General features: G+C 70.8%; 29 protein-coding genes and 2 pseudogenes. 19 read left to right on the top strand and 12 right to left on the bottom strand.

Features of this window, described 5'->3' with window-relative positions:
• The first annotated feature begins 102 nt into the window (after positions 1 to 102).
• Positions 103 to 858: a hypothetical protein gene (locus tag AC3EN4_RS20910; RefSeq protein WP_435207428.1), complete on the top strand. Its 756-nt coding sequence runs from the start codon at positions 103 to 105 to the stop codon at positions 856 to 858.
• Here the strand turns inward: AC3EN4_RS20910 and AC3EN4_RS20905 are convergent.
• On the bottom strand, positions 807 to 2,396 hold the full coding sequence (locus AC3EN4_RS20905; protein WP_435207427.1) for a phospholipase D family protein: 1,590 nt from the start codon (positions 2,394 to 2,396) through the stop codon (positions 807 to 809). The genes AC3EN4_RS20910 and AC3EN4_RS20905 overlap by 52 nt on opposite strands.
• A gap of 131 nt (positions 2,397 to 2,527) precedes the next feature.
• On the opposite strand from AC3EN4_RS20905, the gene AC3EN4_RS20900 reads away from it, so the two are divergent.
• The 5 genes from AC3EN4_RS20900 (at position 2,528) to AC3EN4_RS20880 (ending at position 5,394) form a co-directional block, all read left to right on the top strand.
• The gene (locus AC3EN4_RS20900; RefSeq protein ID WP_354973754.1) at positions 2,528 to 2,656 is read left to right on the top strand and encodes a hypothetical protein; all 129 of its coding nucleotides are present in this window, start codon (positions 2,528 to 2,530) and stop codon (positions 2,654 to 2,656) included.
• Positions 2,657 to 3,005: 349 nt separating this feature from the next.
• The gene (locus AC3EN4_RS20895; RefSeq protein ID WP_435207426.1) at positions 3,006 to 3,356 is read left to right on the top strand and encodes a hypothetical protein; all 351 of its coding nucleotides are present in this window, start codon (positions 3,006 to 3,008) and stop codon (positions 3,354 to 3,356) included.
• A gap of 6 nt (positions 3,357 to 3,362) precedes the next feature.
• Positions 3,363 to 3,833, top strand: coding sequence for a hypothetical protein (locus AC3EN4_RS20890; protein WP_435207425.1), 471 nt, complete (start codon positions 3,363 to 3,365; stop codon positions 3,831 to 3,833).
• A gap of 122 nt (positions 3,834 to 3,955) precedes the next feature.
• A complete protein-coding gene (locus AC3EN4_RS20885) occupies positions 3,956 to 4,882 on the top strand; it encodes an MBL fold metallo-hydrolase (RefSeq protein ID WP_435207424.1) in 927 nt (308 codons plus the stop codon).
• 2 nt (positions 4,883 to 4,884) lie between these two features.
• Entirely contained in the window at positions 4,885 to 5,394 is a 510-nt protein-coding gene (locus tag AC3EN4_RS20880; protein WP_435207485.1) for a MarR family winged helix-turn-helix transcriptional regulator, read from the top strand.
• 66 nt (positions 5,395 to 5,460) lie between these two features.
• On the opposite strand, the gene AC3EN4_RS20875 is transcribed toward AC3EN4_RS20880, so the two are convergent.
• Complete coding sequence (locus AC3EN4_RS20875) at positions 5,461 to 5,811, bottom strand: hypothetical protein (RefSeq protein ID WP_435207423.1); 351 nt, start codon at positions 5,809 to 5,811, stop codon at positions 5,461 to 5,463.
• 284 nt (positions 5,812 to 6,095) lie between these two features.
• On the opposite strand from AC3EN4_RS20875, the gene AC3EN4_RS20870 reads away from it, so the two are divergent.
• From AC3EN4_RS20870 to AC3EN4_RS20860, 3 genes are all read left to right on the top strand, one after another.
• Entirely contained in the window at positions 6,096 to 6,866 is a 771-nt protein-coding gene (locus tag AC3EN4_RS20870; protein ID WP_422739450.1) for a DUF5753 domain-containing protein, read from the top strand.
• Positions 6,857 to 7,054 (top strand): DUF397 domain-containing protein, encoded by a 198-nt coding sequence (locus AC3EN4_RS20865; RefSeq protein ID WP_422739451.1) that lies wholly within the window; start codon positions 6,857 to 6,859, stop codon positions 7,052 to 7,054. Before AC3EN4_RS20870 ends, AC3EN4_RS20865 begins: the two co-directional genes overlap by 10 nt.
• A gap of 62 nt (positions 7,055 to 7,116) precedes the next feature.
• On the top strand, positions 7,117 to 7,308 hold the full coding sequence (locus AC3EN4_RS20860; RefSeq protein WP_435207422.1) for a DUF397 domain-containing protein: 192 nt from the start codon (positions 7,117 to 7,119) through the stop codon (positions 7,306 to 7,308).
• A 56-nt stretch (positions 7,309 to 7,364) separates the two neighbouring features.
• On the opposite strand, the gene AC3EN4_RS20855 is transcribed toward AC3EN4_RS20860, so the two are convergent.
• Together AC3EN4_RS20855 and AC3EN4_RS20850 are read right to left on the bottom strand one after the other, a co-directional pair.
• Positions 7,365 to 8,351, bottom strand: coding sequence for a pirin family protein (locus tag AC3EN4_RS20855; RefSeq protein WP_435207421.1), 987 nt, complete (start codon positions 8,349 to 8,351; stop codon positions 7,365 to 7,367).
• An 11-nt stretch (positions 8,352 to 8,362) separates the two neighbouring features.
• Positions 8,363 to 8,845 carry a MarR family winged helix-turn-helix transcriptional regulator gene (locus AC3EN4_RS20850; RefSeq protein WP_435207420.1) on the bottom strand — a complete coding sequence of 161 codons (483 nt, stop codon included), beginning with the start codon at positions 8,843 to 8,845 and terminating at the stop codon, positions 8,363 to 8,365.
• 157 nt (positions 8,846 to 9,002) lie between these two features.
• On the opposite strand from AC3EN4_RS20850, the gene AC3EN4_RS20845 reads away from it, so the two are divergent.
• Entirely contained in the window at positions 9,003 to 9,536 is a 534-nt protein-coding gene (locus AC3EN4_RS20845) for a GNAT family N-acetyltransferase (RefSeq protein WP_435207419.1), read from the top strand.
• A gap of 20 nt (positions 9,537 to 9,556) precedes the next feature.
• Here the strand turns inward: AC3EN4_RS20845 and AC3EN4_RS20840 are convergent, their stop codons facing one another.
• Positions 9,557 to 10,252 (bottom strand): VOC family protein, encoded by a 696-nt coding sequence (locus AC3EN4_RS20840; protein ID WP_435207418.1) that lies wholly within the window; start codon positions 10,250 to 10,252, stop codon positions 9,557 to 9,559.
• A gap of 253 nt (positions 10,253 to 10,505) precedes the next feature.
• Between AC3EN4_RS20840 and AC3EN4_RS20835 the strand changes: the two genes are divergently transcribed.
• Positions 10,506 to 11,021 (top strand): GNAT family N-acetyltransferase, encoded by a 516-nt coding sequence (locus tag AC3EN4_RS20835; protein ID WP_435207417.1) that lies wholly within the window; start codon positions 10,506 to 10,508, stop codon positions 11,019 to 11,021.
• Here AC3EN4_RS20835 and AC3EN4_RS20830 read toward each other — a convergent pair.
• A pseudogene (locus tag AC3EN4_RS20830) lies at positions 11,011 to 11,350 on the bottom strand (FBP domain-containing protein). The gene AC3EN4_RS20835 and the pseudogene AC3EN4_RS20830 sit on opposite strands and share 11 nt — an antisense overlap.
• Before the next feature lie 192 nt (positions 11,351 to 11,542).
• On the opposite strand from AC3EN4_RS20830, the gene AC3EN4_RS20825 reads away from it, so the two are divergent.
• Entirely contained in the window at positions 11,543 to 12,712 is a 1,170-nt protein-coding gene (locus tag AC3EN4_RS20825) for a low temperature requirement protein A (RefSeq protein WP_435207416.1), read from the top strand.
• A 347-nt stretch (positions 12,713 to 13,059) separates the two neighbouring features.
• A complete protein-coding gene (locus tag AC3EN4_RS20820; RefSeq protein ID WP_435207415.1) occupies positions 13,060 to 13,776 on the top strand; it encodes a hypothetical protein in 717 nt (238 codons plus the stop codon).
• An 11-nt stretch (positions 13,777 to 13,787) separates the two neighbouring features.
• On the opposite strand, the gene AC3EN4_RS20815 is transcribed toward AC3EN4_RS20820, so the two are convergent.
• Positions 13,788 to 14,276: an FBP domain-containing protein gene (locus tag AC3EN4_RS20815; protein ID WP_435207414.1), complete on the bottom strand. Its 489-nt coding sequence runs from the start codon at positions 14,274 to 14,276 to the stop codon at positions 13,788 to 13,790.
• Positions 14,277 to 14,337: 61 nt separating this feature from the next.
• On the opposite strand from AC3EN4_RS20815, the gene AC3EN4_RS20810 reads away from it, so the two are divergent.
• The 3 genes from AC3EN4_RS20810 to AC3EN4_RS20800 all read left to right on the top strand — a co-directional run bounded on the left by AC3EN4_RS20810 (position 14,338) and on the right by AC3EN4_RS20800 (position 16,191).
• On the top strand, positions 14,338 to 14,907 hold the full coding sequence (locus tag AC3EN4_RS20810; protein WP_435207413.1) for a TetR/AcrR family transcriptional regulator: 570 nt from the start codon (positions 14,338 to 14,340) through the stop codon (positions 14,905 to 14,907).
• A 32-nt stretch (positions 14,908 to 14,939) separates the two neighbouring features.
• Positions 14,940 to 15,527: a DUF1684 domain-containing protein gene (locus tag AC3EN4_RS20805; RefSeq protein ID WP_435207412.1), complete on the top strand. Its 588-nt coding sequence runs from the start codon at positions 14,940 to 14,942 to the stop codon at positions 15,525 to 15,527.
• 103 nt (positions 15,528 to 15,630) lie between these two features.
• Complete coding sequence (locus AC3EN4_RS20800) at positions 15,631 to 16,191, top strand: hypothetical protein (protein ID WP_435207411.1); 561 nt, start codon at positions 15,631 to 15,633, stop codon at positions 16,189 to 16,191.
• A 159-nt stretch (positions 16,192 to 16,350) separates the two neighbouring features.
• Here AC3EN4_RS20800 and AC3EN4_RS20795 read toward each other — a convergent pair whose 3' ends face one another.
• Positions 16,351 to 16,926, bottom strand: coding sequence for a YflT domain-containing protein (locus tag AC3EN4_RS20795; RefSeq protein WP_435207410.1), 576 nt, complete (start codon positions 16,924 to 16,926; stop codon positions 16,351 to 16,353).
• Between the two features lie 120 nt (positions 16,927 to 17,046).
• Between AC3EN4_RS20795 and AC3EN4_RS20790 the strand changes: the two genes are divergently transcribed.
• Positions 17,047 to 18,879 carry a glycoside hydrolase family 15 protein gene (locus AC3EN4_RS20790; protein WP_435207409.1) on the top strand — a complete coding sequence of 611 codons (1,833 nt, stop codon included), beginning with the start codon at positions 17,047 to 17,049 and terminating at the stop codon, positions 18,877 to 18,879.
• Between the two features lie 34 nt (positions 18,880 to 18,913).
• Positions 18,914 to 19,413, top strand: a pseudogene (locus AC3EN4_RS20785) (metallophosphoesterase family protein).
• On the opposite strand, the gene AC3EN4_RS20780 reads toward AC3EN4_RS20785, so the two are convergent.
• A complete protein-coding gene (locus AC3EN4_RS20780) occupies positions 19,414 to 19,629 on the bottom strand; it encodes a DUF3072 domain-containing protein (RefSeq protein ID WP_357119772.1) in 216 nt (71 codons plus the stop codon).
• A gap of 94 nt (positions 19,630 to 19,723) precedes the next feature.
• Between AC3EN4_RS20780 and AC3EN4_RS20775 the strand changes: the two genes are divergently transcribed.
• A complete protein-coding gene (locus AC3EN4_RS20775) occupies positions 19,724 to 20,662 on the top strand; it encodes an NAD(P)/FAD-dependent oxidoreductase (protein WP_435207484.1) in 939 nt (312 codons plus the stop codon).
• 18 nt (positions 20,663 to 20,680) lie between these two features.
• Here AC3EN4_RS20775 and AC3EN4_RS20770 read toward each other — a convergent pair whose 3' ends face one another.
• The 3 genes from AC3EN4_RS20770 to AC3EN4_RS20760 form a co-directional block, all read right to left on the bottom strand.
• Complete coding sequence (locus AC3EN4_RS20770; protein ID WP_435207408.1) at positions 20,681 to 21,967, bottom strand: cation:proton antiporter domain-containing protein; 1,287 nt, start codon at positions 21,965 to 21,967, stop codon at positions 20,681 to 20,683.
• A 104-nt stretch (positions 21,968 to 22,071) separates the two neighbouring features.
• The gene (locus AC3EN4_RS20765; RefSeq protein WP_435207407.1) at positions 22,072 to 22,749 is read right to left on the bottom strand and encodes an HAD family hydrolase; all 678 of its coding nucleotides are present in this window, start codon (positions 22,747 to 22,749) and stop codon (positions 22,072 to 22,074) included.
• A gap of 63 nt (positions 22,750 to 22,812) precedes the next feature.
• Positions 22,813 to 24,945: an ATP-binding SpoIIE family protein phosphatase gene (locus AC3EN4_RS20760; protein ID WP_435207406.1), complete on the bottom strand. Its 2,133-nt coding sequence runs from the start codon at positions 24,943 to 24,945 to the stop codon at positions 22,813 to 22,815.
• Positions 24,946 to 25,029: the final 84 nt, after the last annotated feature.

The following is a 25,029-nucleotide window of genomic DNA, read 5'->3' as shown; positions in this document are numbered from 1 at the left end:
CATGAAATCCGACAACCGGGCAGCTGTGTCGACTATCCGTCGTTGTCCCGCCCACGGGACCGGCCGTAGCGTCGCGGAGTAGACACCCGGTTCGGAGGCACCATGCTCGATCCAGCCGCTCCCCAGCTCGTCGTGAACAGCCACACCCTGTACTTCAGCTGGTTGCCTGCGGACCCCGACGCGGTCGCTGCTCTGGTGCCCACCGGATTGCGCCCCCGTGCCGACCGGCAGGTGTTCCTCAACCAGTACGTCGTCGAGGACGAGACGCAGACCTCCGGCTTCGGCGCGTACTCGTTGACGTACCTCGGCGTCTCGTTGGCCGGTGTGGACGCGCCCGGCGGCCTGAGCCCGGGTGGCTGGTGGACCCACTACGTGGCCTCCAGCCGGATCGTCCGCGAGTACGCCACCGCGCGCGGCGCTCCGGTGCTGGCCGGCCGGACCACGATCCAGCTGGACGGCGAGGCGCTGCTCTCCGAGACCGAGGCGGAGGGCGTGCCGCTGATCCGCGCCCGCTGCCGGGTGGGGCAGACCGGGCACGTCATCAGCAGCGGGCACCACCGCTACTTCACCCGCCGCGACGGCCAGCTACTCAGCTCGGTCTACCCGTACGTGGCGGAGCCGGTCACGCCGTTCGAGATCGAGTCGGTGGAGTTCCTGCAACCCCGGCACCCGATGTACGCGCTGCGTCCCGCCAACCCACTGATCATCGGGTTCGGCTACTTCTCACCGCGCTCGTCGTTCGCCTACCCCGGAGGGCTGAGCGTGCACCCGGGCGGCGCCGGCCTGCCCGAGCCGACCCGGCCGGCTCACCAGGTGCCGGCCAACCTCGCGCGCAGCGGCCTGCCGTCCGGGTCGTAGACCAGCCGGTACACCGGCAGCGCCCAGGTACGCGTGAACCAGGGCAGCCGCTCGGGGCGGTGCGGGCGCAGCCGGCCGGGCGGACGCTCGCCGACCTGACCTTCGTCGTACCACTGTTGCAGTTTGTCGGCCGCGGCCGTGACGGCCGCGACGGCGTCGGCCGGGTCGAGCAGGTCGGCGTCGTCGGCGCCGTCCGGATCGCGGTCCAGGTGCTCACGCCAGAGCCGTAGCCGCAGGTCCCGGGCGAAGGCGCGAGCCCCGTCGCCGAGGCCCGCCGGGTCGGTGGGTGTCCGCTCGTCGCGGGTGTCGTCGAGTACGGCGCAGGACAGCTCGCTGTCGTGGGTCCAGGAGCGGCGGTTGAAGTTGTCGCTGCCGATGCTGGCCCAGACGTCGTCGACCACGCATACCTTCGCGTGCACGTAGACCGGGGTGCCGGTGTGGTTCTCCACGTCGAAGACGTGCACCCGATCCGGGGCGGCGCGCTCGCACAGCGACAGCGCCTGCTCGCGGCCGACCATGTTGGGTGGCAGGGCGAGCTTGCCGTCCACGTCCGGGTGCCGGGGCACCACGGCCACCAGGTGCAGCTCCGGGTTCTCCCGCAGCGCCTGGGCGAACAGGTTCGCCACCTCGGTCGACCAGAGGTACTGGTCCTCCAGGTAGATGAGGCGGCGGGCCCGGCGTACCGCCTTGGTGTAGCCCCGGGCCACGGTCCGCTCGCCGTCCGGGGCGAACGAGTAGCGCGGCCGCACGGCCGGGTAGGTGCGCAGCACCTGGATCTGGTGCGGCCCACACTCGGGCGGGGCGGGAGGCTGCTCGGGCAGCGGGTCCGGCCGCAGGTCCGCGCCGCGCAGCCGGTCTCGCGCGTACGCCATCGGGTTCTCCGAGTCCAGCGGCATCGGGTCGGTCCAGCGCTCCCGGAACAGGGTGTCCAGCGCGCCCACCACCGGCCCACGCACCGCGAGCTGCACGTCGTGCCAGGGCGGATTCGGGCCGTACCGGGAGGACATCTGCACCGGCTGCGGGTCGCCGCCGTGCGTCGCGTCGTCGCGGCGGCTGTGGCACAGGTCGATCCCGCCCGCGAAGGCGATGTCCCGTTCCGGGGTATTCGGGTGTCGTAGCACCACCAGCTTCTGGTGGTGTGAGCCGCCCCGGCGCACCCGCTGGTCGAGCAACACCTCACCGCCGGCCGCCGAGATCGTCTCGCTGAGGTTGCGGTTCTCCGCCTCGCTGTAGGCCAGCACGTCCAGGTGCGAGCGCCAGATCAGCCCCTTGACCACCACCCCGCGCTGGGCGGCCTGGGCGAAAAGCTGCGCCACGGTCGGGCCGTCCGGGCGTAGCCGCTGGTCCGGGTCGCCCCGCCAGTCGGTGAAGAAGAGGTGGTCGCCGGCGGTCAACGCCTCGACCTCCTCGACCAGCCGGTCGAAGTACGCCGCGCCGTGAATCAATGGCTCGGCGAGGTTTCCGCTGGTCCAGACGGGTAATTCAGAGACCGGGTTGGCACGCTCCTGCGCGGTGAGGAACCACTCCTGCAACGGCACCGTTCCATCCCCCCGGAGGTCGACAACGTCCTCACGGTAGGACCCCCGACGCGGGTCCGCATGCCGGGCCGCCCGACCGGTGACCTGGACGACGCCACGCGAGCAGCGACAACAGCCGAGGAGGCCACACCATGCCCCGCGAGACGACGAACCCCGTGAACGAGTACCGCGAGCCGGCGGTGGAGAGCGAACGGGGGGCGCTGGTAGCGGTGTTGCTGATGGTGATCCTGGGCGTAGCGGGGATTTTCGCGGTCTCCTGACGGCGGCGCTGCGGGCCGGCTGGCTCTGGCGCCATGATCGTCTCGAGATCGCCGATGTCGGGGCATCCCGCCGCGCGGGAAGCCCCGACATCGCCGACCCGGAGTGGATCACCGGCGCGACCGGCGCTCGACCCGCCCCGCGCCCGTCTCCGGGTATCAAGATCTGAGCAAGTTCACTGATGTTGCTGCTTCGTGCACGCGTGAGACAGCAGGATCAGTGAAGTTGCTCAGATCTTGCTCGCCGCGCGGGTGCGGTGCGGGGCCGGGCCGCGCCGATCTTGCACTTTTGGTTGCCGGGATGAGCTGATTTGGTCCCTTATGACCGAGCAGAAAGTGCAAGATCGGCGGCGTGGGGGAGCGGGCGGGCGGGGGCGTGGCCGTCGGGATGGGCGAGGATGGGGGCGTGGATACGCAACCCACCTTCGGCGATTCGTGGTGGGACCTGCGTGGGGACACAGCCCTCGAACTCCGGCAACGCCAGGCGCTGCATGCCGAACTTCTCGTCGACGTGGCGCCCGGCCATCCACTGCACGGCCAACCCGTCAGGATCGTTGCCAGGTCGCAGACGTCGGACGACATCCTCGTCCAGCTTCCCGAACGCTGGGCGCTCGTCCACCTCACCTGGAAAGCCGCCCCGGAGACCCCGCCGTGGCCGAAGACCACGTTCTACGCCAGCCTCCGCACCTTCGCGAAGGGCTGACAAGACGTGCGCGTCGAAAACCCCTTACACGTCAACGGTCTGGTGCTGCCTGCCTTGATGACCGAACTGCTCAACGCCGGCCACTGGCGGCATCCAGGTGACGAGGTTCTCCGCGATCTCATGCCCTGGTTCGAATCTCCGCTGGACTTCCTCGCCAGCGTCGAGGGGATGCGGGGCGCGAGTGAATCGCTCACCATGTTCGCCGATGACCTTCCGTCGTCGCTCGTGTTCCGGCAGGCACTTGGCAGCACCGCCAACGCCAGCGTCGAACTGCCCTGGCTCGATGCGGAGCAGGCGGTTCTCATCGCGGTCAGCCGCATCCACGGTGACGACGTCGCCATGGCCCTCGACTATCGCACCGACGCCGCCGACCCTCAGGTCGTTGCCAGTGACTTCTGGACCGATCCGGAGCAGTGCTCATGGCGGATCGTTGCCCCGGTCTTCTCCCAGCTCGTAGAGGTCCTCCGGCTGGTCTGACTCGACGTGCGCCACTACGCGCTCGGCGGTGGGAGCACTCGCATCAGGGCGCTGACCGAGGGCCTGACGGTCTTGACGCTTTCGGGTGGATCAGGGCGGCGCGGCGGCAGGCCGTACGCAGGATGACAGCTCCGATCCTCCTGGATCAGACGTTCTTGACTCGGACGGTCTTGGGTCGTACGGTTTTGGGTGTGGTCATCTCACCTTCCTCGTACTGGACAGGCCCGCTGCCCGAGGCGACCCCGCCGGCGGACATGGCGCTGTACCGGCTGCCCACCGGCACCTACACGACGCGAGCGGTGTTCGCCGTGACCGGAGGGTCCATTCGGGACAAGCGGGATTTCGCGGCCACCGCCGTGCTCATCTCCCACCCAAAGGGCGACCTGCTCATCGACGCCGGGTTCGGTGAGCACGTGGCGGAGCACATCACAATGCTGGCGCGGATAGAGCGTGCTCCCCACCGGCTCAGCCGGACCGCGGCGCAGCAACTCGATGCGGCCGGCTATGACCGGTCCCGACTACTGGGCGTGCTCGTCACGCACGTGCACTGGGATCATGTCAGCGGCCTGGACTCGCTGCGGGTGCCGGTGTGGATCAACGAGGCCGAGATCCGGTACGGCGCCGACGACACGCACGGCAGGGTGTTCCGCGCGGTGTCGCAGGGCCTGGAGATCCGGAGGTACGCCTTCGACGGCCCGGAGTATCTCGGCTTTCCGGCGAGCTTCGACTTCTACGGAGACGGCTCGGTGATCGTGGCCCTCGCTGCGGGGCACACCTCGGGTTCTGTCGTCGTGTTCGTCACGCTGCCCTCCGGGCAGCGGTATGCGTTCATCGGCGACCTCACCTGGCAGATGGACGGCATTTCCCGTGGTGCGAAACGCCCGTGGTTGATGCGCCGCGTCGCCGATGTCGACGCGAAGACCGTCCGGGTCGGCCTGCAGCGCAGCATCGCCCTCAGCCGCGTGTTGCAGGTCGTTCCGGCCCACGATGTCGCCGCCTACGACAGCATCCCGCTCCTGCCGTCCCGGTTCCCGAGCGTGACACCGTGACCATGCCTGCCTCACCCGCTTCGAGCCGCCCCGATCCGACGATCGACGAGGCACCGCAGCGCCCCACACTGGGACCGGGGCCCGACTCCGAGCTCACGTGGCTGCTGCACAGGGCGGCCCAACGGATGCACGCACTCGTCGGCGCGGAAGCAGAACGGCACGGCCTGTCGCTGCGCGACCATATCGTCCTCAGCGCTCTGCACAAGACCGCTGATCTCACCCAGGTCGAACTCGGGCAAGCCCTCGGCATGGACAAGACGACTCTCACCGCGGAGATCGACCGGCTGGAGCGCATGGAACTCGTCGCACGGCGCGTCAACCCGCGAGACCGGCGAGCCCGCATCGTCGCCATCACCCCGAAAGGCGATGCGACGCGGGCGGCTGTCGCAGCCGGCACCGAAGCTCGGGAGGCCGACGCGGTCCGGGCCATCCCGGCGGCCGAGGTCGCACAGTTGCGACGTGCCCTCTACGTCATCATCGGCTCGGCCGACGACCCGGGATCGTGCATATGAACGGGCCGCGCCGCCTACCCGGCTGAGGGGCAGGAACACATGCGATCCCGAACGTGGGCTGCCGTTCTACGTGTCGCGGTGCGAGGTCGACGGCTCGACGATGGACCTGCGGAACGGTCCCCATCCCACGAACCGGTCGTACAGGGCTCGCGGGCTCGGCCCGTCGTGCGGGTTGAGGTGGTACAGGTCCCGCATCGCCTCGTAGAACAGCCCGGCCAGGTAGATCGACAGGCTCGGCATCTTGCTCTCGTACTCTGCCTTCAGCATGAGTCGCGCGGTAGCGCACGGCCACGGCTGGCCGTCGGCGCGGCAGGCCCAGTGCGGCCGTAACGGCGTGTGCGGCGGGGTTTGGCCGCGCCGGCGCGGACGGTCCGCGACCGGCCCTCGGTCAGGGCCGGACACCTGCGCGGAGATCACGACCAACCCCCGTTGGCTCGTGCCCGGATCAGGCGGCCCACCATCGGGACGGCTTCGCTACGGCAGAACGTGAAGCGCACAGTGCCTCCTTCGCGTTGTCGTCGTGGGACGGGGCCGCCCCCGTGCGTGCTCGCCCGGCAGGGGCGACCCCGGTACGAACGCGTCCGCCGGGTTCGGGTCCCTACCGGCCGCGCCGTCTGGGCCAAACGTGCCATCTGTAGTCGGACAGAAACAGCCCGTGTCGGTATGGTGTCCAGAAATCCACTGTGCCCGGAGGTGTCGTGGTGAATGACGCGCTGCGGGTGGCGCTGCAAAGGTCCGGCCACACAACAGAATCCCTGGCCGGACGCATCGGTGTTGACCCCAAGACAACGGATCGATGGTTGCGCGAGGGCCGAATCCCGCATCAGGCACACCGGACTGCTGCGGCGGGGGCACTCGGTTGCGCTGTGTCCGACATATGGCCGGACACAAACCGTCGGACACGTGATCTCGCTTGGTTCCGCCCCTGGGAGGTGATCGAGCGCGAGGCGCACTCCCTGCGCTCCTACCAGCCGCTCGTCCTGCCCGGTCTGCTTCAGGTCGAGCGGTACGCACGCGCACTGTTCACCTCGGCCGGGCAGCTCACCTCCGACGAAGTCGAGCGGCGAGTAGCAGCCCGGATGTCTCGTCAGTCGGTGCTCGCCAAGGACGGCCCGCCGTGGTTGACGTCCGTCGTGGACGAGGGGGTCCTACGACGCTGCGTGGGCAGCCCCGAGGTGATGCGGGAGCAACTCGAATCGCTGGTGGGAACGGAGCGCCTGCCGCACGTACGCGTCCATGTGGTGCCTCTGTCTGCCGGTGCATACGCTGGTCTTTCCGGCCCATTCGTGATTGCGAGCAGCGCCGACAATCGAACCGCGGGCTATCTCGACACACAGCTCCACGGTCAGGTGGCGTCCGAGCCTGCGGAACTGGTTGCTCTGATGGCAGCATGGGAGAACGTGCGCGGCATGGCACTGTCTCATGAGCAGTCGATCCAACTCATAAGGGAAGTGGCGGGGACATGGAGCTGACCGGCGCCATCTGGCGCAAGAGCACCCGTAGCAGCGCCAATGGTGGCGACTGTGTCGAGGTTGCCGACAACCTGTCCGGCGTCGTTGGCGTTCGGGACTCGAAGGACCAGACCGGCCCTGCGCTGGTTTTCAGCCCGGCGGCCTGGCGGGCGTTCGTAGACATGGCGAAGGCTCACAAGGCGGCCTGACCGCTATTAGCGTTCCGGACGCAGTCTCTCGATCTCATCAGGGAAGCGGCATCATCATGGACATGACCGGCGCGCGATGGCGCAAGAGCACGAAGAGCGGTAGCAACGGCGGCGCGTGCGTCGAGGTCGCCGACAATCTCCCCGGTGTCGTCCTTGTCCGCGACACGAAGGACCGTGACGGTGGGACGCTGGCCTTCGGTCCGGTGCAGTGGCGGGCGTTCGTCGACATGGCGAAGGCCCACGCGGCGGCCTGACCGGTACTACGCGAAACGCCCCCGGATCGCTCCGGGGGCGTTTCGCATGATCGGGGTCAGGGGCGCGGGCGCTTGCCGTCGGTGTGCGGGATGCGCTCGGTGGGGATGACGCCGAGGCGGCCGGCCTTGAAGTCCTCGAACGCCTGGAGCAGCTCGTCGCGGGTGTTCATCACGAACGGCCCGTACTGCGCCACCGGCTCCCGGATGGGCTGCCCGCCCATGATGTAGAGGTCCAGCGCCGGGGTGTTGCTGTCCTGCGTGGCGTTGGCGCTGAAGCGCAGCGCACTACCCGGACCGTGCACCGCGAGCTGGCCGGTGTGCACCGGCCGGCGCTCGGCGCCGACGGTGCCGCGCCCGCCGAGGACGTACACCAGGGCGTTGAAGTTGGGGTTCCAGGGCAGGTCGACCTGCGCGCCGGGCTGGACGGTGACGTGGCTGATGGTGATCGGCGTGAACGTGGAGCCCGGGCCCTTGTGCCCGGCGATCTCACCGGCGATGACGCGAATGAGCGCGCCGCCGTCCTCGGTGGTGAGCAGAGCCGACTCCCGGCCCCGGATGTCCTGGTACTGGGGCGGGTTCATCTTGGCCTTGCGGGGCAGGTTGACCCAGAGCTGCGTGCCGTGGAAGAGGCCGCCGCTCGTCACGAGGTGCTCCGGCGGCGCCTCGATGTGCAGCAGGCCACTGCCGGCCGTCATCCACTGGGTGTCGCCGTCGGTGATGGTGCCGCCGCCGCCCTGCGAGTCCTGGTGGTCGAAGACGCCGTCGATGATGTACGTGACGGTCTCGAAGCCGCGGTGCGGGTGCCACGGGGTGCCCTTCGGCTCACCCGGCGCGTAGTCGACCTCGCCCATCTGGTCGAGGTGGATGAAGGGGTCCAGGTCGGTCGTCGACACCCCGGCGAAGGCCCGGCGGACCGGGAAGCCCTCGCCCTCGAAGCCGCTGGGCGCGGTGGTCACCTTGCGGACCTTGCGGATCGCGGTGGCCTTGTGGAGCTTGGGCAGGCGGGGCAGGACGAGAACGTTGTCAACGGTGATCGCGGGCATCGCGGGGCTCCTTAGCGTGAGGCGTGGGTGTTCGACGTGGTCCCGGCCGCCCGCAAGCGGCGGCCGAGCCGGTCGAAGATCCGGGTGAGGCAGGCGACCTCGGCGTCGTCGAGGTCGTCCATCAGATGGGTACGCACCGACGCCAGGTGGTGCGGTGCGGCCTCCGTCAGCGTGAGCAGCCCGGCGGCGGTGAGCACGGCTTCGCTGCCGCGCCGATCGTCCGGGCAGGGCTCCTTGCTGACCAGGCCGCGCCGTTGCATCGAGGAGATCTGGTACGTGAGGCGGCTGGGGGAGAAGACCAGGCGGCCGGCCAGCTCGCCCATCCGCAGCCGTTGCCCCGGCGCTTCGGAGAGCAGGACCAGCACGTGGTAGTCGGCGAAGCTGAGGTCGCTGTCGGCCCGCAGGTCGTCTTCCATCTGGGTGAACAGGCGCTGGCTGGCCTCGATGTAGGCGCGCCAGGCGGCCGCTCGGGTGCTGTCCAGGCTCTCTGTCACGCCCACGACGATAGCACTAGTTAAAAATTTAACTAGTGGTGATGCGGGTTGTCTGCGTCACGTCTGTCCGGTTGTCGGCCTCCTTCGTACAGCTTTGAAGAAGGCTGCGGCTAAACCGGCGGCGGGACCGGCGTGATGTGTGCCAGACTCCGGCCTCGTGGAACATGTGGAGCTGACCGCCGACGACCTGCTGCTACGCCCCTGGCGGGAGGCGGACGCGCCGGCGGTGCGCGACGCCCTGCGCGACAGTGCCATCGCCCAGTGGAACCCGCAGGGCGACGGCCCGATCGACGACCAGGCCGCCCTGCTCTGGGTGCGTCGTCGGGGCGACTGGTCAGCCGGCGACCACGCCTCGTTCGCGGTGACCGCCGCCGGTGACGGGGAGGTGCTCGGCTCAGCGTCGCTGCACCACATCCGGCACGGCGACGCCTCGATCGGTTACTGGACGGTGCCGGCGGCGCGCGGGCGCGGTGTCGCCACGCGGGCCGTCGCCCGGCTCACCGCGTGGGCGTTCGACGACCTGCGGCTGCACCGGATCGAGCTGTGCCACGCCGTCGCCAACCCGGCGTCCTGCCGGGTCGCCGACCGGGCCGGCTACTCCGCCGAGGGCACGCTGCGCGAGTCGTACCGGTACGGCGACGGCCGCCGCTACGACGAGCACCTGCACGCCCGCCTGGCCACCGACTGCTAAGACTGGCCGGTCAGCCCGGTCTACGAGCCGTCGCGCCCCTGCCAGGTCGTCACGCATGCCTCGTTGCCCTCGGTGTCGGCGAGAACCCAGAAGGCGGGAGCGTGGGACGCGGACACGAGTCGGCCACCGGCCGTGAGCGCGGCCTCGATCCGCCGGGATGCCTCGTCGTGTGGGACGCAAATGTCGAAGTGGATGCGATTCCGGTCCGTGCGTGGCCGGTCCATCTGCTGGAACCACATCGCCGGACCCTGCCCCACCGGGTCGACGATCGGGTCCTCAGGACCGTCGGCTCCCGCCTCGTCCGCGTAGCCCAGCACGGCCTTCCAGAACGGCCGGACCGCAGCGATGTCGAGCGCGTCGACAGCGATCTCCACGAGCTGGACCGACCGTGGCGCACTCGGTCCGATCTCGGGAGCGGTCTGGCGCCCGCCGTCGCGCACGGTGGCGGAGATCCGATGCGCAAGGTCGATGTCGCGGGCGGTGAGCGCCGCCTGATCCAACGTTTGCAGGGTCAGGACGACGCGGTCCGCCCGGAGGTCGGCGCGCAGGTGCCCGTCGGCGTCGCCACCGCACGCCGTCACCACGCGGGCCACCACCTCGGCTGCCTCGGTCAACGAACCGACGGGCACCGACGTGCGCAGCGCGCCCAGCAGATACCGCCATCCCTGGTCGCTGATCGCGTCCGAGGCCGCCCGCCGTTTCAGCACCTGTTCCATATCGGCATCGTTGCATGCGGCGGGGCCGAGTCCCGGCGTGCGGGCCGACGCGGGACCTCCACACCTCTGGTCTGACACTGTCGAGCTGCCCCGCATGTGGGGCGGGCCGCAGCGACCGCTACGCGAATCGACGGTCGGCCCAGACCTGGGGCAGCTCGACAGGACGAGCACACACGTGGCAGGGGCCGAGCCCCTGTCCTGGTAATCATGGTCGGGCTGCCCGAGTGGCTGACTCGACCCTAGGATCGCGACGGTGCAGGAGACCCGGTCAACGGTTCGGCCAGCGAGGTTGGCGGATCTCGCGTCACTGGTGGAGTTGCGCCTGGCCAACGCTGAGGCGCACATCGCGCTCGACGCTGCCACCTACCGCGTCCCGCCGCGCGACGCGGTAGTTCGCCACTTCACGGAAACGGTGGCCGACGAGGCCGGGCGGCATGCTGTCCTCGTCGCTGAGGGGCACGACGGTCAGGTGGTCGGGATGGTCGAAGTGCTGCGGCATCCCGACCCGCCCGACCATCAGATCCTGCGTCCCGAGCCGTCGGCCCAGGTCCACACGGTGGTGCTGCCCCATGTCCGAGGGCTCGGGGTGGGATCAGCGTTGCTGGCGGCGGCAGAACGGTGGGCACGCGACCGGGGGATCACGTATCTGTCGGCCGGCATCCACCACCGCAACGTCGGTGCGGTCCGCTTCTACAGTCGGCACGGCTACACCGACGCCGGTCTCTCCCTCGGTAAGAGCGTGGCTTCGCAGCCGACGGTTACTCGGTGACCCGGCGCAGGAACGCGGCCAGGTGGCCGGTGGTGCGGTCGATCTTCTCGGTGAGGGTGATGGTCTCGTCGATCCGCCGTCCGGCGTCCTTCTTGCCCCGCAGGTAGAGCGAACAGGACAGGTCGGAGCAGACGTACGCCCCCACGGAGTTGCCCTGCCGGCCCTCGCGGCCGGCCTTGCGGGCGGTCGTCAGCGACACACCGTCGCCGGTGTGGGTGGTCGTCGGTCTCGGCGACCAGGTACGCCCGCTGCGGCGCGGCGGGGTCCCGCCAGCCGAGGAAGTCGAGGTCCTCCCAGGGGTACGTGTCGAGATCGCCCGGCAGAGCCATCCGCTCCGCCTCGCCCTGCGTGACGTTGACGAAGGAGGCGCGGATGGCGGGTTCGGTGATGGCTAGCATTCGACAGGCCGCACGCTACTGCCGACCATCTGCCGGGCTGATTCGCATCGCCCAGCGCGGAGGTGGCCCCCTGCCGGATAATGCGCCACAAAGCCGGTCGGAATGCTCGAAAGAGGCGAGGCGGTGGCGAGAAACGCAACCGGGCTGCGACGAAGACCCGAAGCCACGAGGACGACGCACCTGGAACTGCTGTTCGACGTCGTGTTCGTTCTCGCGCTCATGCAACTCGCGTTCGTGTTGGCGGATCTGAGCTGGAGCGGCATCGTCCGGGCGTTGATCTTGCTGTTTCCCCTGATGGAGGTCTGGACCGTCACGGCCGAGCAGTGCAACAAGTTCGACCCGCGACTACCGCAGATACGGTTGCTGGTCCTCGGAAATCTGCTCGGTACCCTGCTGATGGCCGCCGCGGTACCGCAGGCGTTCGGCGCGCGGGGCTTGTACTTCGCCGTCGCGAACGTAGCCGTCCAGCTCGGTGCCGCCGGCGTTCTCCTGTATCTGCTGCGGGGCGACGAACTCCAGCGCGTCGAGTTGCGCAGGGCCTTCTGGTTCAGCGTAGCGGCGGTGCCCTGGATCGTCGGCGCCCTCACGGAGGGCTGGACCCGTGTGGTGTTGTGGGCGCTGGCCGTGGCGGTGACATTGGCGTCGAACGTCCTCGGGCTGCCCACCCCGGGGCTGGGCCGCGCGCGTGCGGGGGAGTTCGCGTTCTCCGCGGCACACCTCGCTGACCGCTGTCGACAATTCTTCACCATCGCGCTCGGAGAGTTGATGCTGGTCACTGGTCTTACTCTTGATCACGCCGGGTTCGAAATCGCGCCTCTCGCGGCGGCCTTGGCGGCATTTATCACCACGGCGCTGCTTTGGCGCATCTACTACAACAGCGCCGGTGAACTGGAAGCAGACGCCATCGCAGCGGTCGCCGCACCAAAGGCCGGACGTCCGGTTGTCTTCTCTCACCCGGTTCTCGTCGCCGGAATCCTCGCGATATCGGTCAGCTACAAGTTGGTGATCGCACATCCGCTGGGACACACGCCGCCAGCCTGGATCGCCTTCATCGTCGGCGGGCCTGCGCTGTTCCTCGCCGGACGCGCCATGCTGGAGTACGCCGTGTTTCGTCGCGTGTCGGGCGATCGGTGGCTCGCGATCCTCGTCCTCGCCGGCATCTCACCAGCCCTGATCTTGACACCGCCACTGTTGGCCGCCTTCGCGGCCACCCTCGCTCTGGCTGCGGTCGCCACAATCGATTCCGTACACAGCCAACGGCCCCCACTGCGGCCAGCAGCAGCCAGCAAGTGACACGACCACGAATGGGTGGCGCCCGCGACCCCTGAGCGAGCGCGTGCGACGGTGCCGAGTTCCGGATGTGCGGGCCGAGGTGGGACCGTCCTTGGTTCGGCCCTGTCGAGCTGCCCCGGAAATGGGGCAGGCTGCGTCGACCGCGCCGTGCGAGTCGACGGTCGGCCCAGATCTGGGGCAGCTCGACAGGGCCCACACCTCCATAGGTCACCCCGACGCCGACCTGAGCCGCCTGTCATAAAGGCTGTTCGACGTGGACTTCGACGAGCCGAAAATTGACCCCATCGTCGATAGTGGAACTCGCGATATTCTGGCGACGACCGTTGAGGTGGTATGGGGGATATGGGGTGAACGAGGAAGAGGCTCAGAAAAGTACCTCACCTGAAAATTCAGATGATGTCCCCGCCGAAGTCACGTCGCCAGCGGCCACCGGAGGCAGCGAAAGCCGGCAACCCCGCTCTCCGTCGCGGCCGTGGGAGGCCGTGGCCGCGGTCTCTGCCGCGGCCGGGGTGATCGTGGCGCTCGCCGTCGGGCTGCCGAGTGTTCTGTCGGACAGGTCTGCCGAGCCCGAGCGTCCCCCGGCCGCTGTGTCCCCGACGTCGGTCCCGCCGCAGGCGCCGTCGCCCAGCCCTGCACCGCCTGTCACGATCCTCACGCCAACGTCGACAGATGGCGCAACCGTGGAGTGTGTGAAAGACGCCTGCGCCATCGAGGTGCGCGGCAGAACGCGCGCTGCGGCTGGGCTGCATTCGTATGTGTTGATCGCGCGCGAATGTTGCCCCGGAGACGTGCCGCGGTATTACGTCCAGTGGGATTCCACGAAAGAAATCCCGGGTGGGGACTGGGTCGCTCTGGCCTATGTTCAAAAGCCGCCCATCAACGCCACGTTCCAGATCAAGGCGATTCTCACGACCTCCGTCGTCCGGGCGACGCCCGGAGCCGACGACCTCATCGTCTGGTCCGACGATATGGCGGAGGCCGTCGGACTCGTCGCGGAGACGCCGACGGTCACCGTGAAAGTCGCGGACGTCGTCCAGGCGACCGCGTTCTGCGACTGCTCGTAGCGAGACGCCAGTTACTCGGTGACCCGGCGCAGGAACGCGACCAGGTGGCCGGTGGTGCGGTCGATCTTCTCGGCCAGGGTGATGGTCTCGTCGATCCGCCGTCCGGCGTCCTTCTTGCCCCGCAGGTAGAGCGAGCAGGCCAGGTCGGAGCAGACGTACGCGCCGACGGTGTTGCCCTGCCGGCCCTCGCGGCCGGCCTTGCGGGCCGTCATCAGCGACACGCCGTCGCCGGTGTGGGTGGTCAGGCAGAAGGAGCACATGCTGCGTCGTACCCGCCCGGTCTGCTGTGGCGCCACCCGCAGCGCGACCCCGACGGGGCCGGCGTCGGTCTCGGCGACCAGGTACGCCCGCTGCGGCGCGGCGGGGTCCCGCCAGCCGAGGAAGTCGAGGTCCTCCCAGGGGTACGTGTCGAGATCGCCCGGCAGGGCCATCCGCTTCGCCTCGCCCTGCGTGACGTTGACGAAGGAGGCGCGGATGGCGGGTTCGGTGATGGCTAGCATAGGTAGTAGCCTAGCTCTCCTAGGCAAACGATTAACAAGGCTAGATTGAGGGGTGTGGCGCGTGGCACGTGCCGGTCTGACGGTGGAGCGGTTGACCCAGGTGGCGGCCGACCTGGCCGACGAGGTGGGCGTCGAGAACGTGACCGTCGCCGCCCTCGCGCGGCACTTCGGCGTGAAGGACGCAAGCCTCTACTTCCACCTCAAGAACGCCCACGACCTGCGCGTCCGGATCGCCCTGCTGGCGCTCGCCGAACTGGCCGACCAGGTCGCCGACGCGCTCGCCGGCCGGGCCGGCAAGGACGCCCTCGTCGCCTTCGCCAACGCGTACCGGGACTACGCGAGGCGGCACCCGGGTCGGTACGCGGCCATGCAGATCGACCTCGACCCCGAGACGGCCGCCGCGAGCGCGGGCATCCGGCACTCGGAGATGACCCGGGCCATCCTGCGCGGCTACCGGCTCGCCGAGCCCGACCAGACCGACGCGATCCGGATGATGCACAGCACGTTCCACGGCTTCGTGAGCCTGGAGCGCACCGGCGGCTTCCGCCACACGCCGCGCCCGACGGACGACTCGTGGTCCCGTACCCTCGATGCCCTTGATTCCCTGCTGCGCAACTGGCCGCAGCCGTGAGCTGACCGACCGCGACGGCCTAGGCTCGGTGTGTGCAGGATCTTGAGTTGGCCGACTGGCGGGAGCGGGTGGCCCGGCTGTACCTCTCCGACGTCGACCTGGCCGGCTTCCGCGCCGGCCGCGACGACCTTTTCGCCACCCACCCCCAGAGCCCCATCCCGCCCGACGAGCGGCCCGCCTTCCGGGGCGTGCGCTACTTCCCACCCAACCCGGCGGCCGTCGTCGAGGCACCCCTGCGGCCGGCCAGCGGGGAGCTGAGCATCGACACCGGCGGCCCGGACGGAGTGGTGAACTACCGGCGGGTGGCGGTGGCCGAGACGACCTGGGGTCCGCTCACCCTCTGGTGGATCGAGGCGTACGGGGGTGGGCTGTTCGTGCCGCTGCGCGACGGCACCTGCGGAGGCGACACGTACGGCGGGGGCCGCTACCTCACCGACACGGTGAAGGGCACCTTCGGCCGAGGTGTCGAACTGCTGCCGGGCGACCGGGTCCGGCTGGACGCGAACTACCTCTACAACCCGAGCTGCGCGTACGACGACCGCTGGGCGTGCCCGCTCGCGCCACCGGAGAACCGCGTCGAGGTGCCGTTGCGCGCCGGTGAACTGGCGTACCACGAGTGACCCGCGAGCAGCAGAACCGGTTACGAACACCGAGCTGACAGCTTCCTGACATGCCTGCGCCAGGGTGGGGCCGAATCGGTCACACGACTGGAAAGAGGACAGCATGGCGAGGCATCGCACGGCGCTACTGGTGTGCGCCGCCGTCATCGCGACGGTGACCGCCGGATGCGACTCCGGCGGGGCGGAGACCGGGGCAGGGCAGCCCGACGTCGCCACCCTCCAGACGGCGACCGCCGCGCCGCCGTCGCGGAGCACGCCGCCGACCGCGGAGGCGCCGCGTTTCCGCCTCGACGACACCGACGCGGACCGGGCCGCCAAGCGGAAGCCCTACGACGACTGCCTCAAGGAGCACGGCCTCGACGTCATCGCGATCCGGCAGAAACGCAAGCCGCCTCTCAGTGACGCCGCCCGGGAGGCCGCCAACAAGGCGTGCGAGCCCCTGAACCCGCTCCCGCCCTGGGAGGAGGACCCCACCAACCCGAAGGCCCGCGATTTCACCTACGCCGTCGTCAGGTGCCTGAAGGCCAAGGGCGTCGACGTCGAGCTGTCGCCCGACGGGTCGAGCTACGGCTACCGGGGATCACCCGACGACCCGGGCGACGTCGAGAAGGACATGAGCCTCGCCCAAGCCTGCCGCCGCGAGGTCGCCAAAACCAACTACTGAGCCCTCAACGGCCCCACGCCGCCCCCCGGCGCGCGCCGATCTTGCACTTTCGGTTGGTGAAATGCACCGTTCTGAACCAGTTTGGTACCGCAGAAAGTGCAAGATCGGCGGCGGCGGCGGGGTGGCGGCGGCGCGGCGGCGCGGGGTGGCGGCGCGCGGTCAGCGGGAGTTGGGCATGTGCATTCGGGCCAGGAGTTGCCTTGCCTGGTCGGCTAGCTGCGCGTCGACAGTTACCGCGTACTGGCCCGCGCGCAGCGAACTGGCCGAGGTGAAGTCGCGCTGCCCGCCGGTCATGGCGTGCGCGACCGCCCCGAACACGGCACCCCAGATCGCGCCGATGACCAACCCGACCAGGATCACCGCCAGCCAGTTGCCGACCGTGAAGATGCCGAACAGCAGGCCGATGAAGAGCCCGAACCAGGCGCCGGTCCCGGCGCCGAGCAGGGCCGCGCGGCCCGTCGTCATCCGTCCGAGCACCGTCTCGACAAGCGTCAGGTTCGTACCGACGATGGCGGTGTGCTCCACCGGGAAGCGGTTGTCCGCCAGGTAGTCGACCACCTTCTGCGCGGACGGATAGTCGGGATACGAGCCGATCGTCACGGTGGGCGGGCCGCCCTCCGGCCCGTGCCCGTCCGCGCCGGGCGTGGCCGGGCGGCCGGCCGGGCCGGACGGAAGCACGTCACCGCTGGATGCGCCGGGCCGCCAGGCGGCGGTCGGCCCCGAAGCTGAGGTCATGAGCATCCTCCCTCGTCAGCCGCCCGGTTTCCCACCAGTGCCGAGCGGTAACGCCGGGGCGGCAGGTGGGTGCCGCGGCGCGGGGAGGCATGCGCGCGGACGGCCCGGGTAGGCAGTCGGGTGCAGACCGCAAAGATCAGCGACCACGGGTTTCTCGCGGACGGCCGCAGCGCGGCGCTGGTGGACCACGCCGGGTCGGTGAACTGGTGGTGCCCCGGCCGGTTCGACGCCCCGTCGGTGTTCGCGCGGCTGCTCGGCGAGGACGCCGGGCACTGGTCGATCCGGCCGGAGACCGACGACTACACGGTCGAACGCCACTACCTCGACGACACTCTGGTGCTGCGGACCGTCTTCCGCACCGCGCAGGGCGAGGTGGAGGTGACCGACGCGCTCGCCCTGGAGCCGGGTGCGCGCGAGCACGACATCGGCTACCGCTCGCCGCAGGTGCTGGTCCGCAGTGTGCGGGGGCTCGCCGGCGAGGTGCCGATGCGGGTCCACTACCGACCCCGGTTCGAGTACGGCCGTACCACGCCGTTTCTCGTCGAGCGGGACGGCGCCCTGGAGGCGGTCGGCGGGGCCAGCCGGCTCGCCCTGGTCGGGACGGTGCGGCTGACCTGCGGCGACGGCGAGGCCGCCGCGACGTTCACCGTCCGCGCCGGCACGACCCACAACTTCACCCTCGGGTACGCCCCGACCTACGACTCGCCCCGGCCGCAGGTGCCCGACGCCGACCGGACCATCGCCGACACCGCCGAGGGCTGGCGCTCCTGGGTCCGCAAGCACGAGTACCACGGCATCTACGCCGAGCACGTACGGCGCAGCGCGCTGGTGGTGCAGGGCATGACGTACCGGCCCAGCGGCGCGGTGGTCGCCGCGGTGACGACCTCGCTGCCGGAGAAGCTCGGCGGGGACCGGAACTACGACTACCGCTACGTCTGGGTACGCGACTTCAGCCTGACCCTGCGGGCGCTGTGGCGGACCGCGTGCTTCGACGAGGTGCAGCGGCAGTTCGCCTGGATGGGACGGGCCATGGGTCGGATCGACGAGGAGCCGGTACCCATCATGTACGGGGTGCTGGGCGAGCGGGACCTCACCGAACACCGCCTCGACCAACTCGCCGGCTACCGCGACAGCCCGCCCGTGATGATCGGGAACGACGCGTGGCGGCAGCGGCAGACCGACATCTTCGGTGAGGCGATGGACGCGGCCTGGCTGATGCGCGACCGGCTGGAGCCGTTGGAGCCGGACGTCTACCACCTGCTGCGCTCCCTCGCCGACAAGGCGGCCCGGGACTGGCCGCTGCCGGACGCCGGAATGTGGGAGGAACGCGGGATCGAACGCCACCACGTCTCCTCGAAGGTGCACTGCTGGTCGGCGCTGGACCGGGCGGTCCGTTTCGGCGAACGGCTGGGGGACCCGCAGGACGTGGCCCGCTGGGCGGACGCCCGCGACAAGGTCCGTGCCGAGGTGCTCGAACGCGGCTGGAACGAGCGCGTCGGGGCGTACACCGGAAGTTATGAGTCCGACGACCTGGACGCGTCGGTGCTCGTGATGCCACTTGTGGGGTTCCTGCCGGCCGACGACGAGCGGATGCGCTCGACGATCCGCGCGGTGGAGAGCAAGCTGTCGCACGACGGCCTGCTGCGACGCTGGGACGGCGACCCGGCGGGGTTCCTCATCTGCTCGTTCTGGCTGGTCTGCTGCCTGGCACTGGCCGGCGAGCGGGACCGGGCGCACGAGTTGTTCGAGACGCTGCTCGGCCGGCTCAACGATCTGGGACTCTTCGCCGAGCAGATCGACCCGCAGACCGGGGAACAGTTGGGCAACTTTCCCCAGGCCTTCTCGCACATCGGTCTGATCAACGCGGCCGGTGTGCTCTCCGACGTCGAGGAGGACTCGGCGCTGCGCAGTCTGGGCATGCCGCCCGCCTTCTTCACCCCGGCGCCCCGCTGAGCACGTCACCCCCGTACCGGGGAATGATGCCGGCATGAGACTGGTGCTCACGGCGGACACGCATCTGCCGAAGCGGGCCCGGGCCTCCCGGAGCAGTTGTGGACGGCGATCGAGGCGGCCGACGTCGTGCTGCACGCCGGCGACTGGGTCGACGAGTCGCTGCTCGACGCGATGACCGCCCGCGCGCGGCGGCTCGTCGGCGTGTACGGCAACAACGACGGGCCGGAGTTGCGCGCCCGGCTGCCCGAGGTGGCCCGCGTCGACCTCGACGGGCTACGGGTCGCCGTGGTGCACGAGACGGGTCCGCGTACCGGCCGGGAAGCGCGGTGCGCGGCCCGCTTCCCCGACGTCGACCTGCTGGTCTTCGGGCACTCGCACATCCCCTGGGACACCGTGGCCCCCACCGGGCTGCGCCTGCTCAACCCCGGGTCGCCCACCGACCGTCGATCCCAGCCGTACGCCACCTACCTGGAGGCCGAGACGACCCGGGGGAGCCTTACCTCCGTACGCCTGCACACCCTGCCCCGGCGCTAGCTACTGGCCGCGACCCGTCTCGGCCTGGAGCTCGTCGATCCGCTTGGAAGCCTCGGCCTTGGTCAGGTCGTCCGGCAGCGTCGCGTCCGCCTCCCGGGCCAACGTGGCCAGGTACGACTCCTGGGCCGCCGTGGGCGGCTCGTCGCCGGTGACCCACTCGTCCGGGTCCTTGATCGCGCCGCGTGGGTCGGCCTGGTCGTTGCTACGGTCCGTCATCCTCATCACCCTTTCTTCGAACAGGTGTGCCAGTACCCCGATCGTTGCCGGTTCATGCCCCTACGATCATCGGGTGAGCGTGAACTCCTCAGGTGTGCTGGTGGTCGGGTCGGGCATCGCCGGGGTGGCGTGCGCCGTGGAGCTGAACCGCGCCGGGGTGCCCGTGCAGGTCCGCGAACGGGGGCACGTCAGCGGCGGCCGGATGGCCAGCAAACGCTTCGACGGCCGGCCCGCCGACATCGGCGCCGCGTACTTCACCGCCGGCGACCCGGACTTCGCCGCCGTCGTCGACGAGTGGCGGACCGCCGGTCTGGTCCGCGAGTGGACCGACACCTTCTGGGCGTACGACACGAACGGCCGGCACGAGGTGCCCGGCCCGCTGCGGTACGCCGCCCCACGCGGGCTGCGGTCGCTCGTCGAGCACCTGGCCCGTCCGGTGCCGGTGACCGTGGACCGGTTGGTGCTCGCCGTGGAACCCGGGCCGACGGTCGACGGCGAGGCGTACGCGGCGGTCGCCCTGGCCATGCCGGGACCGCAGGCGGCCCTGCTGCTCGATCCGGCCCTGGCCGACGCCACCCGCATCGTGCAGGCGCAGACCTGGTCGCCGACGCTCTCCGCGGTGCTGCGCTTTCCGGCCCGGCGCTGGCCGACCTTCCGGGGCGCGTTCGTCAACGACCATCCGGTGCTCAGCCTGATCTGCGACGACGGCGACCGGCGCGGCGACGACGCGCCGGTGCTGGTCGCGCACACCGTGCCGGAGTTCGCCGCCGGGCACCTGGCCCAGCCCTCCGCCGCCGGTCCGGCGATCGAACAGGCCGTCCGGGACCTTCTCGGGCTGCCCGACGAGGCCGCCGACGTGCACGTGCACCGCTGGACGTACGCCAAGCCGACCGGCGAACCCACCGAGGTCACCCACCACCTCGACGCGGACGGGATCGGCCTGGCCGGCGACGCGTTCGGCACCCCCCGTGTGCAGAGCGCCTGGCGCTCCGGCCGAGACCTCGGTCGCGCGCTCGCCGCCCGCCTCGGCTGAGGAGTACCGGCACGCTCGTCAGTGCCCGGCGGCGGCCACCGGCTGCGGCTCGCGCTCGGACGGGTCGGCGGTCCGCTCACCCTCGCGGTCCAGCAACTGCATCACCGGGGTCGCCGCGACGCCGTGCACCACCACGGACACGAGCACCACCAGACCGACCGTGGCCCACAGCAGTTCCGCCTGCGGGAAGTCCGCCTTCGTGGTGGCGTACGCCAGGTAGTAGAACGAGCCCACGCCGCGGATGCCGAACAGCGAGATCACCCAGTGCTCCGCCGGACGACCCGGCGCGCCGCGCAGCGACAACCAGCCGACCGCCGGCCGGATCAGGAAGACCAGCGCCAACCCGACGGCCGCCGCCGGCCAGGTCAGCGGGGCGAGCAGGCCGCCCACGATCGCGCCGCCGAGCAGCAGCAACAGCACCAGGGTGAGCAACCGTTCGACCTGCTCGGCGAAGTCGTGCAGCACCGAGTGGAACTCGTGGGTCCGCTCGGCGGCCCGGATGGCCCGCGCGGCCACGAACACCGCCAGGAAGCCGTACCCGCCGGCCACCTCCACCAGCCCGTACGCCAGGAACGTGGCGGCCAGCGCCAGGAAACCCTCGGCGTGCCGGGCCAGCCGCAACTCGCTGGGCGCCCGGAAGAACAGCTTGCCGAGCAGCCAGCCGATGAGCAGGCCGCCGCCCACCCCGACGCCGACCTTCCAGAGCACGTCCACGGTGAACCATTCGGCCATCCACTCCCGGGGGGCGAGGCTGGTCGAGGCGATGGCGATGGCCGCGTAGACGAACGGGAACGCCAGCCCGTCGTTGAGGCCCGCCTCCGAGGTCAGGGCGAAGCGGACCTCGTCCTCGGAGTCCTCCACGTCGGTCGGCTCGCCGACCTGCACGTCGGCGGCGAGCACCGGGTCGGTCGGCGCGAGCGCGGCGGCCAGCAGCAGCGCCGCGGCGGGCACCAGGCCGGCCCACCACCAGCCGAGCAGTGCCACCGCCGCTATGCACACCGGCATCGCGATGGCCAGCAGCCGCCAGGTGGAGGACCACCGGGCCCAGCTCAGCGGCCGGTCGATCTTCAACCCGGCACCCATCAGGGCGACGATCACCCCGATCTCGGTCAGGTGGGTGGCCAACTCCGGATGGGCCAGCGGGTCCGGTGTGGGCAGTCCGATGGGGAGGACGAAGACCAGCATGCCGAGGGCGAGGAACGCGATCGGCATGGACAGCGGGCGGCGCTCCAACACCCTCGGCAGGATGCCCGCGAGCAGCGCGCCCACTCCGACCAACGCGAACGCCACGTCTACCGGCTCCACGAACACCACCCTCTCGCCGCACCCGCGCGGTGCGGGCAGGTGGCCACAGATGCCCCGGAAGACTCGCGGCTATGCGTGTCCGCCCGCGCGAACCGGAGTGGGTCTCATCTCGGCCGGGTGAGTGGGGAGTCGGCCAGCTCGGCGAGCAGCGCGGCCGGGTCGTCGTACACCGCCACCGCGCCGGCGCCGGCGAGTTCGCCGCGGCTCGTCCCGCCGCAGGTCAACCCGACGCACGGGATGTCGAGCTTGCCGGCCGCCGCGACGTCCCACACCGAGTCGCCGACGAAGACGACCCGCTCGGCGGCCAGCCCGGACTGCTCGAGCGCCGCCTCGAGGATGTCCGGCGCGGGCTTGCTCTCCTTCGCGTCGGCCGACGAGGTGACGGTGTCCACCACGTCGTCCGCGTTCAGCGCCCGGCGCAGCGCGCCGACCTCGTGCTCGGCGGCGGAGGTGGCCAGCACCACCCGGAGCCCTCGCTCGGCGCAGGCGCGCAGCAGGTCCGCCGCCCGAGGCAGGGGTGTCAGCCGTTCCCAGTACTCGGTGTAGAGGGTGTCGTGCGCCTCGCGCAGCTTCGGATCCTCGTCGCGGTCCCGCTCCGGGCCGAGCAGGTGATCCAGCAGCTTGTCCGAGCCCATGCCGATCGAGCGGTGCACGGTCGCCATCGGCACCGGCCGGTCGATCTGGCGCAGCGCCTCCCACCAGCTCACGGTGTGCAGGTAGGTGGTGTCGACAAGGGTTCCGTCGACGTCGAAGAGCACCCCTTGGGGTTGTTCGTTGGCCATGGCCGCACTCCTACCCCTCCGGCGGTGGGCTGACTCGCCCCGGCTGCGTGGCGTTCGGGCGACTCAGCCCGGCTCGGCCGGTGGGACGAGGATCTCGAACCAGACCGTCGAACCGCGCACCGACGGATCGGTGCCCCAGGCGTCGCTCAACTCCTCGATCAGACCCAGTCCGCGCCCGCGACTGCTCAACGTGTCGGTACGGGCCCGGGTCACGGTGCCCCGGGTACCGGAATCGGCGACCGAGACCAGCAGCCGCTCGGGGCTGAGGTCGATCTCCACCCGGGCGGCCGTGCCGGCGTGCAGCAGCGCGTTGGTCGTCAGTTCGCTGGTGCACAGCACCGCCGCGCCGATCACCGACTCGGGCACCTGCCACTCGATGAGCTGACCGGTCATCCAGTGCCGGACCCGGCTCGGCGCGGTCGGCTCCGCCGGCACCTCCATCGCCGCCGACCGGCTGGGCTTGAGCGCGTGCTCGACCGCGAGCACCGCCACGTCGTCCTCGGTACCCCCGGACACCGCCGCGGTGGCCACCGCGCAGAGGGCGCGGGGGTCGCTGGTGCCGGCCTTGGCCACCGCGTCGCCGAGGGCGTCCATCCCGGCGCTCAGGCTCTGCCGACGCCGCTCCACCACCCCGTCGCTGAACAGCAGCAGGGTGTCGCCGGGCGGAAAGGCGACGGTGATGGTGGTCGGTCGCCCGCCCAACCCCAGCGGGGGAGCGGCCGGCACCTGCACGTACTCGGCGTGCGTGCGGCCGTCGGGCGCGCACCGGCGGATCAGGGGAGCGGGATGACCGGCGCTGGCCAGGGTCAGCTCCCGCCGCTCGGCGTCGATCACCCCGAACGCCACGGTGACGAACAGTTCGTGGCTGCCGGCCTCCGCGCCGAGGCTGGTGACCAGCCGGTCCAGACCGGCCAGTACCGCGTCCGGCGCCGGATCGGCCAGCGCGAGGGCGCGCAGGGCCGCCCGCACCTGCCCCATCCGCGCCGCGGCCTGCACGTCGTGCCCGGCGACGTCGCCCAGCACCACGCCGAGCGCGCCGGTGGGCAGCAGGAAGGCGTCGTAGAAGTCGCCGCCGGCCGCGTTGCCGTCCACCCCCGGGTCATAGCGGGCCGCGATCCGCAGCCGGGGCAGGTCGGGCAGGTGCTCGGGCAGCATGCTGCGTTGCAGCAACTGGGCGGTGCCGTGCTGGGTCTCGAACCGCCGCGCCCGCTCGGCTGCCTGGCCGATCAGCTCCGCCGCCGCGGCCAGCAGCGCCCGTTCGGCGGCCGACCACAAGTGCGGGCCCTGATAGCCGACCGTCAGCCCGCCCCGCACCACGGACGTGCCCAGCGGGAGCGTGGCCATCGAACGGATCTTCTGATCGTGCCGGTCCACGGCGGTCTCGCGCAGCGGCTGGCCGTCGCGGGTGAACACGGCCTCGCCCGAGCGGGCCGCCAGCGCGACCGGACCCTCCCAGTCGGCCGGCGCCCGCCGCCACAGCGGAGGCAGCCGCTCGTCGGCCTCGTCCATCAGCTCGCCGCGGACCCGACGGACCATCCGCCAGCCGCCGCCACCCTCGTCGACCACGAAGGCCACCCGGTCGGCGTCGAACATTCCGATGGTGTGGCGCAGCGCGACCCGGGCCACGTCGTCGAGGGTGAGGGTGCCGGCGAGCGCGGCCGCCACCTCGCTGAGACTCTGCAACTGCTCGGTGACGTGGGTGGTTTCGGCGGCCACCGTCAGGATTCCGACGATCTGCCCGGAGCTGTCGCGGACGGCCGAATGGCTCCGGGTGAAGACCACCTGTTCGGCAGCGCCGCTCTCCCGGACCAGGGGGAGCGTGGACTCCTTTTCCAGGAACGGCACGCCCTGCCGGTAGGCGCGCTCGATCGCGTCACCGAAACCGGGTAGGTCCCACACATCGGCGTGCACCTCGGCGGCCGGTCGACCGAGGGCAGCCGGATGCTTGCTCCCCAGCAACTCGGCGTACCCGTCGTTGTAGAGCAGGACCAGGTCGTCGCCGTACGCCAGCGCCATCGGCATCGGCGCGGCGAGGATCAGCCCCGCCACGGCTTGGACCGCCGGGTCCCACCCCTCGCGTGGGCCGAGCGCCGTGGCGGACCAGTCGTGGGCGAGCACGGCTGCCGCGCCGGGCCCGGTGGGTGCGCCGGGGACCGGGATTGCTGGCGTGGGGACTCGCCCGACCGTTCCTGGCATGTTCGCAGCCTAGCCGGACGTCGCTCAGCCGCATCCGATCATGTGCGCGGGTCGCCGACAGCCCCCGGGTGGTAGCTGTTCGGG

The organism is Micromonospora sp. bgisy143, assembly GCF_057708145.1.
The sequence above is the reverse complement of the archived record's forward strand: the minus strand, read 5'-3'. Positions and strand labels throughout refer to the sequence as shown.

What these genes read in the sequence shown, in the direction of transcription:
- AC3EN4_RS20865 (WP_422739451.1), top strand. Translation starts at nt 6,857, where the DNA reads ATGGAGCTGACCGGCGCCATCTGGCGCAAGAGCACCCGTAGCAGCGCC.
- AC3EN4_RS20780 (WP_357119772.1), bottom strand. Translation starts at nt 19,629, where the DNA reads ATGACGGACCGTAGCAACGACCAGGCCGACCCACGCGGCGCGATCAAG.
- AC3EN4_RS20855 (WP_435207421.1), bottom strand. Translation starts at nt 8,351, where the DNA reads ATGCCCGCGATCACCGTTGACAACGTTCTCGTCCTGCCCCGCCTGCCC.
- AC3EN4_RS20765 (WP_435207407.1), bottom strand. Translation starts at nt 22,749, where the DNA reads ATGGCCAACGAACAACCCCAAGGGGTGCTCTTCGACGTCGACGGAACC.
- AC3EN4_RS20760 (WP_435207406.1), bottom strand. Translation starts at nt 24,945, where the DNA reads ATGCCAGGAACGGTCGGGCGAGTCCCCACGCCAGCAATCCCGGTCCCC.
- AC3EN4_RS20860 (WP_435207422.1), top strand. Translation starts at nt 7,117, where the DNA reads ATGACCGGCGCGCGATGGCGCAAGAGCACGAAGAGCGGTAGCAACGGC.
- AC3EN4_RS20815 (WP_435207414.1), bottom strand. Translation starts at nt 14,276, where the DNA reads ATGCTAGCCATCACCGAACCCGCCATCCGCGCCTCCTTCGTCAACGTC.
- AC3EN4_RS20910 (WP_435207428.1), top strand. Translation starts at nt 103, where the DNA reads ATGCTCGATCCAGCCGCTCCCCAGCTCGTCGTGAACAGCCACACCCTG.
- AC3EN4_RS20885 (WP_435207424.1), top strand. Translation starts at nt 3,956, where the DNA reads ATGACAGCTCCGATCCTCCTGGATCAGACGTTCTTGACTCGGACGGTC.
- AC3EN4_RS20900 (WP_354973754.1), top strand. Translation starts at nt 2,528, where the DNA reads ATGCCCCGCGAGACGACGAACCCCGTGAACGAGTACCGCGAGCCGGCG.
- AC3EN4_RS20880 (WP_435207485.1), top strand. Translation starts at nt 4,885, where the DNA reads ATGCCTGCCTCACCCGCTTCGAGCCGCCCCGATCCGACGATCGACGAG.
- AC3EN4_RS20840 (WP_435207418.1), bottom strand. Translation starts at nt 10,252, where the DNA reads ATGGAACAGGTGCTGAAACGGCGGGCGGCCTCGGACGCGATCAGCGAC.
- AC3EN4_RS20795 (WP_435207410.1), bottom strand. Translation starts at nt 16,926, where the DNA reads ATGACCTCAGCTTCGGGGCCGACCGCCGCCTGGCGGCCCGGCGCATCC.
- AC3EN4_RS20800 (WP_435207411.1), top strand. Translation starts at nt 15,631, where the DNA reads ATGGCGAGGCATCGCACGGCGCTACTGGTGTGCGCCGCCGTCATCGCG.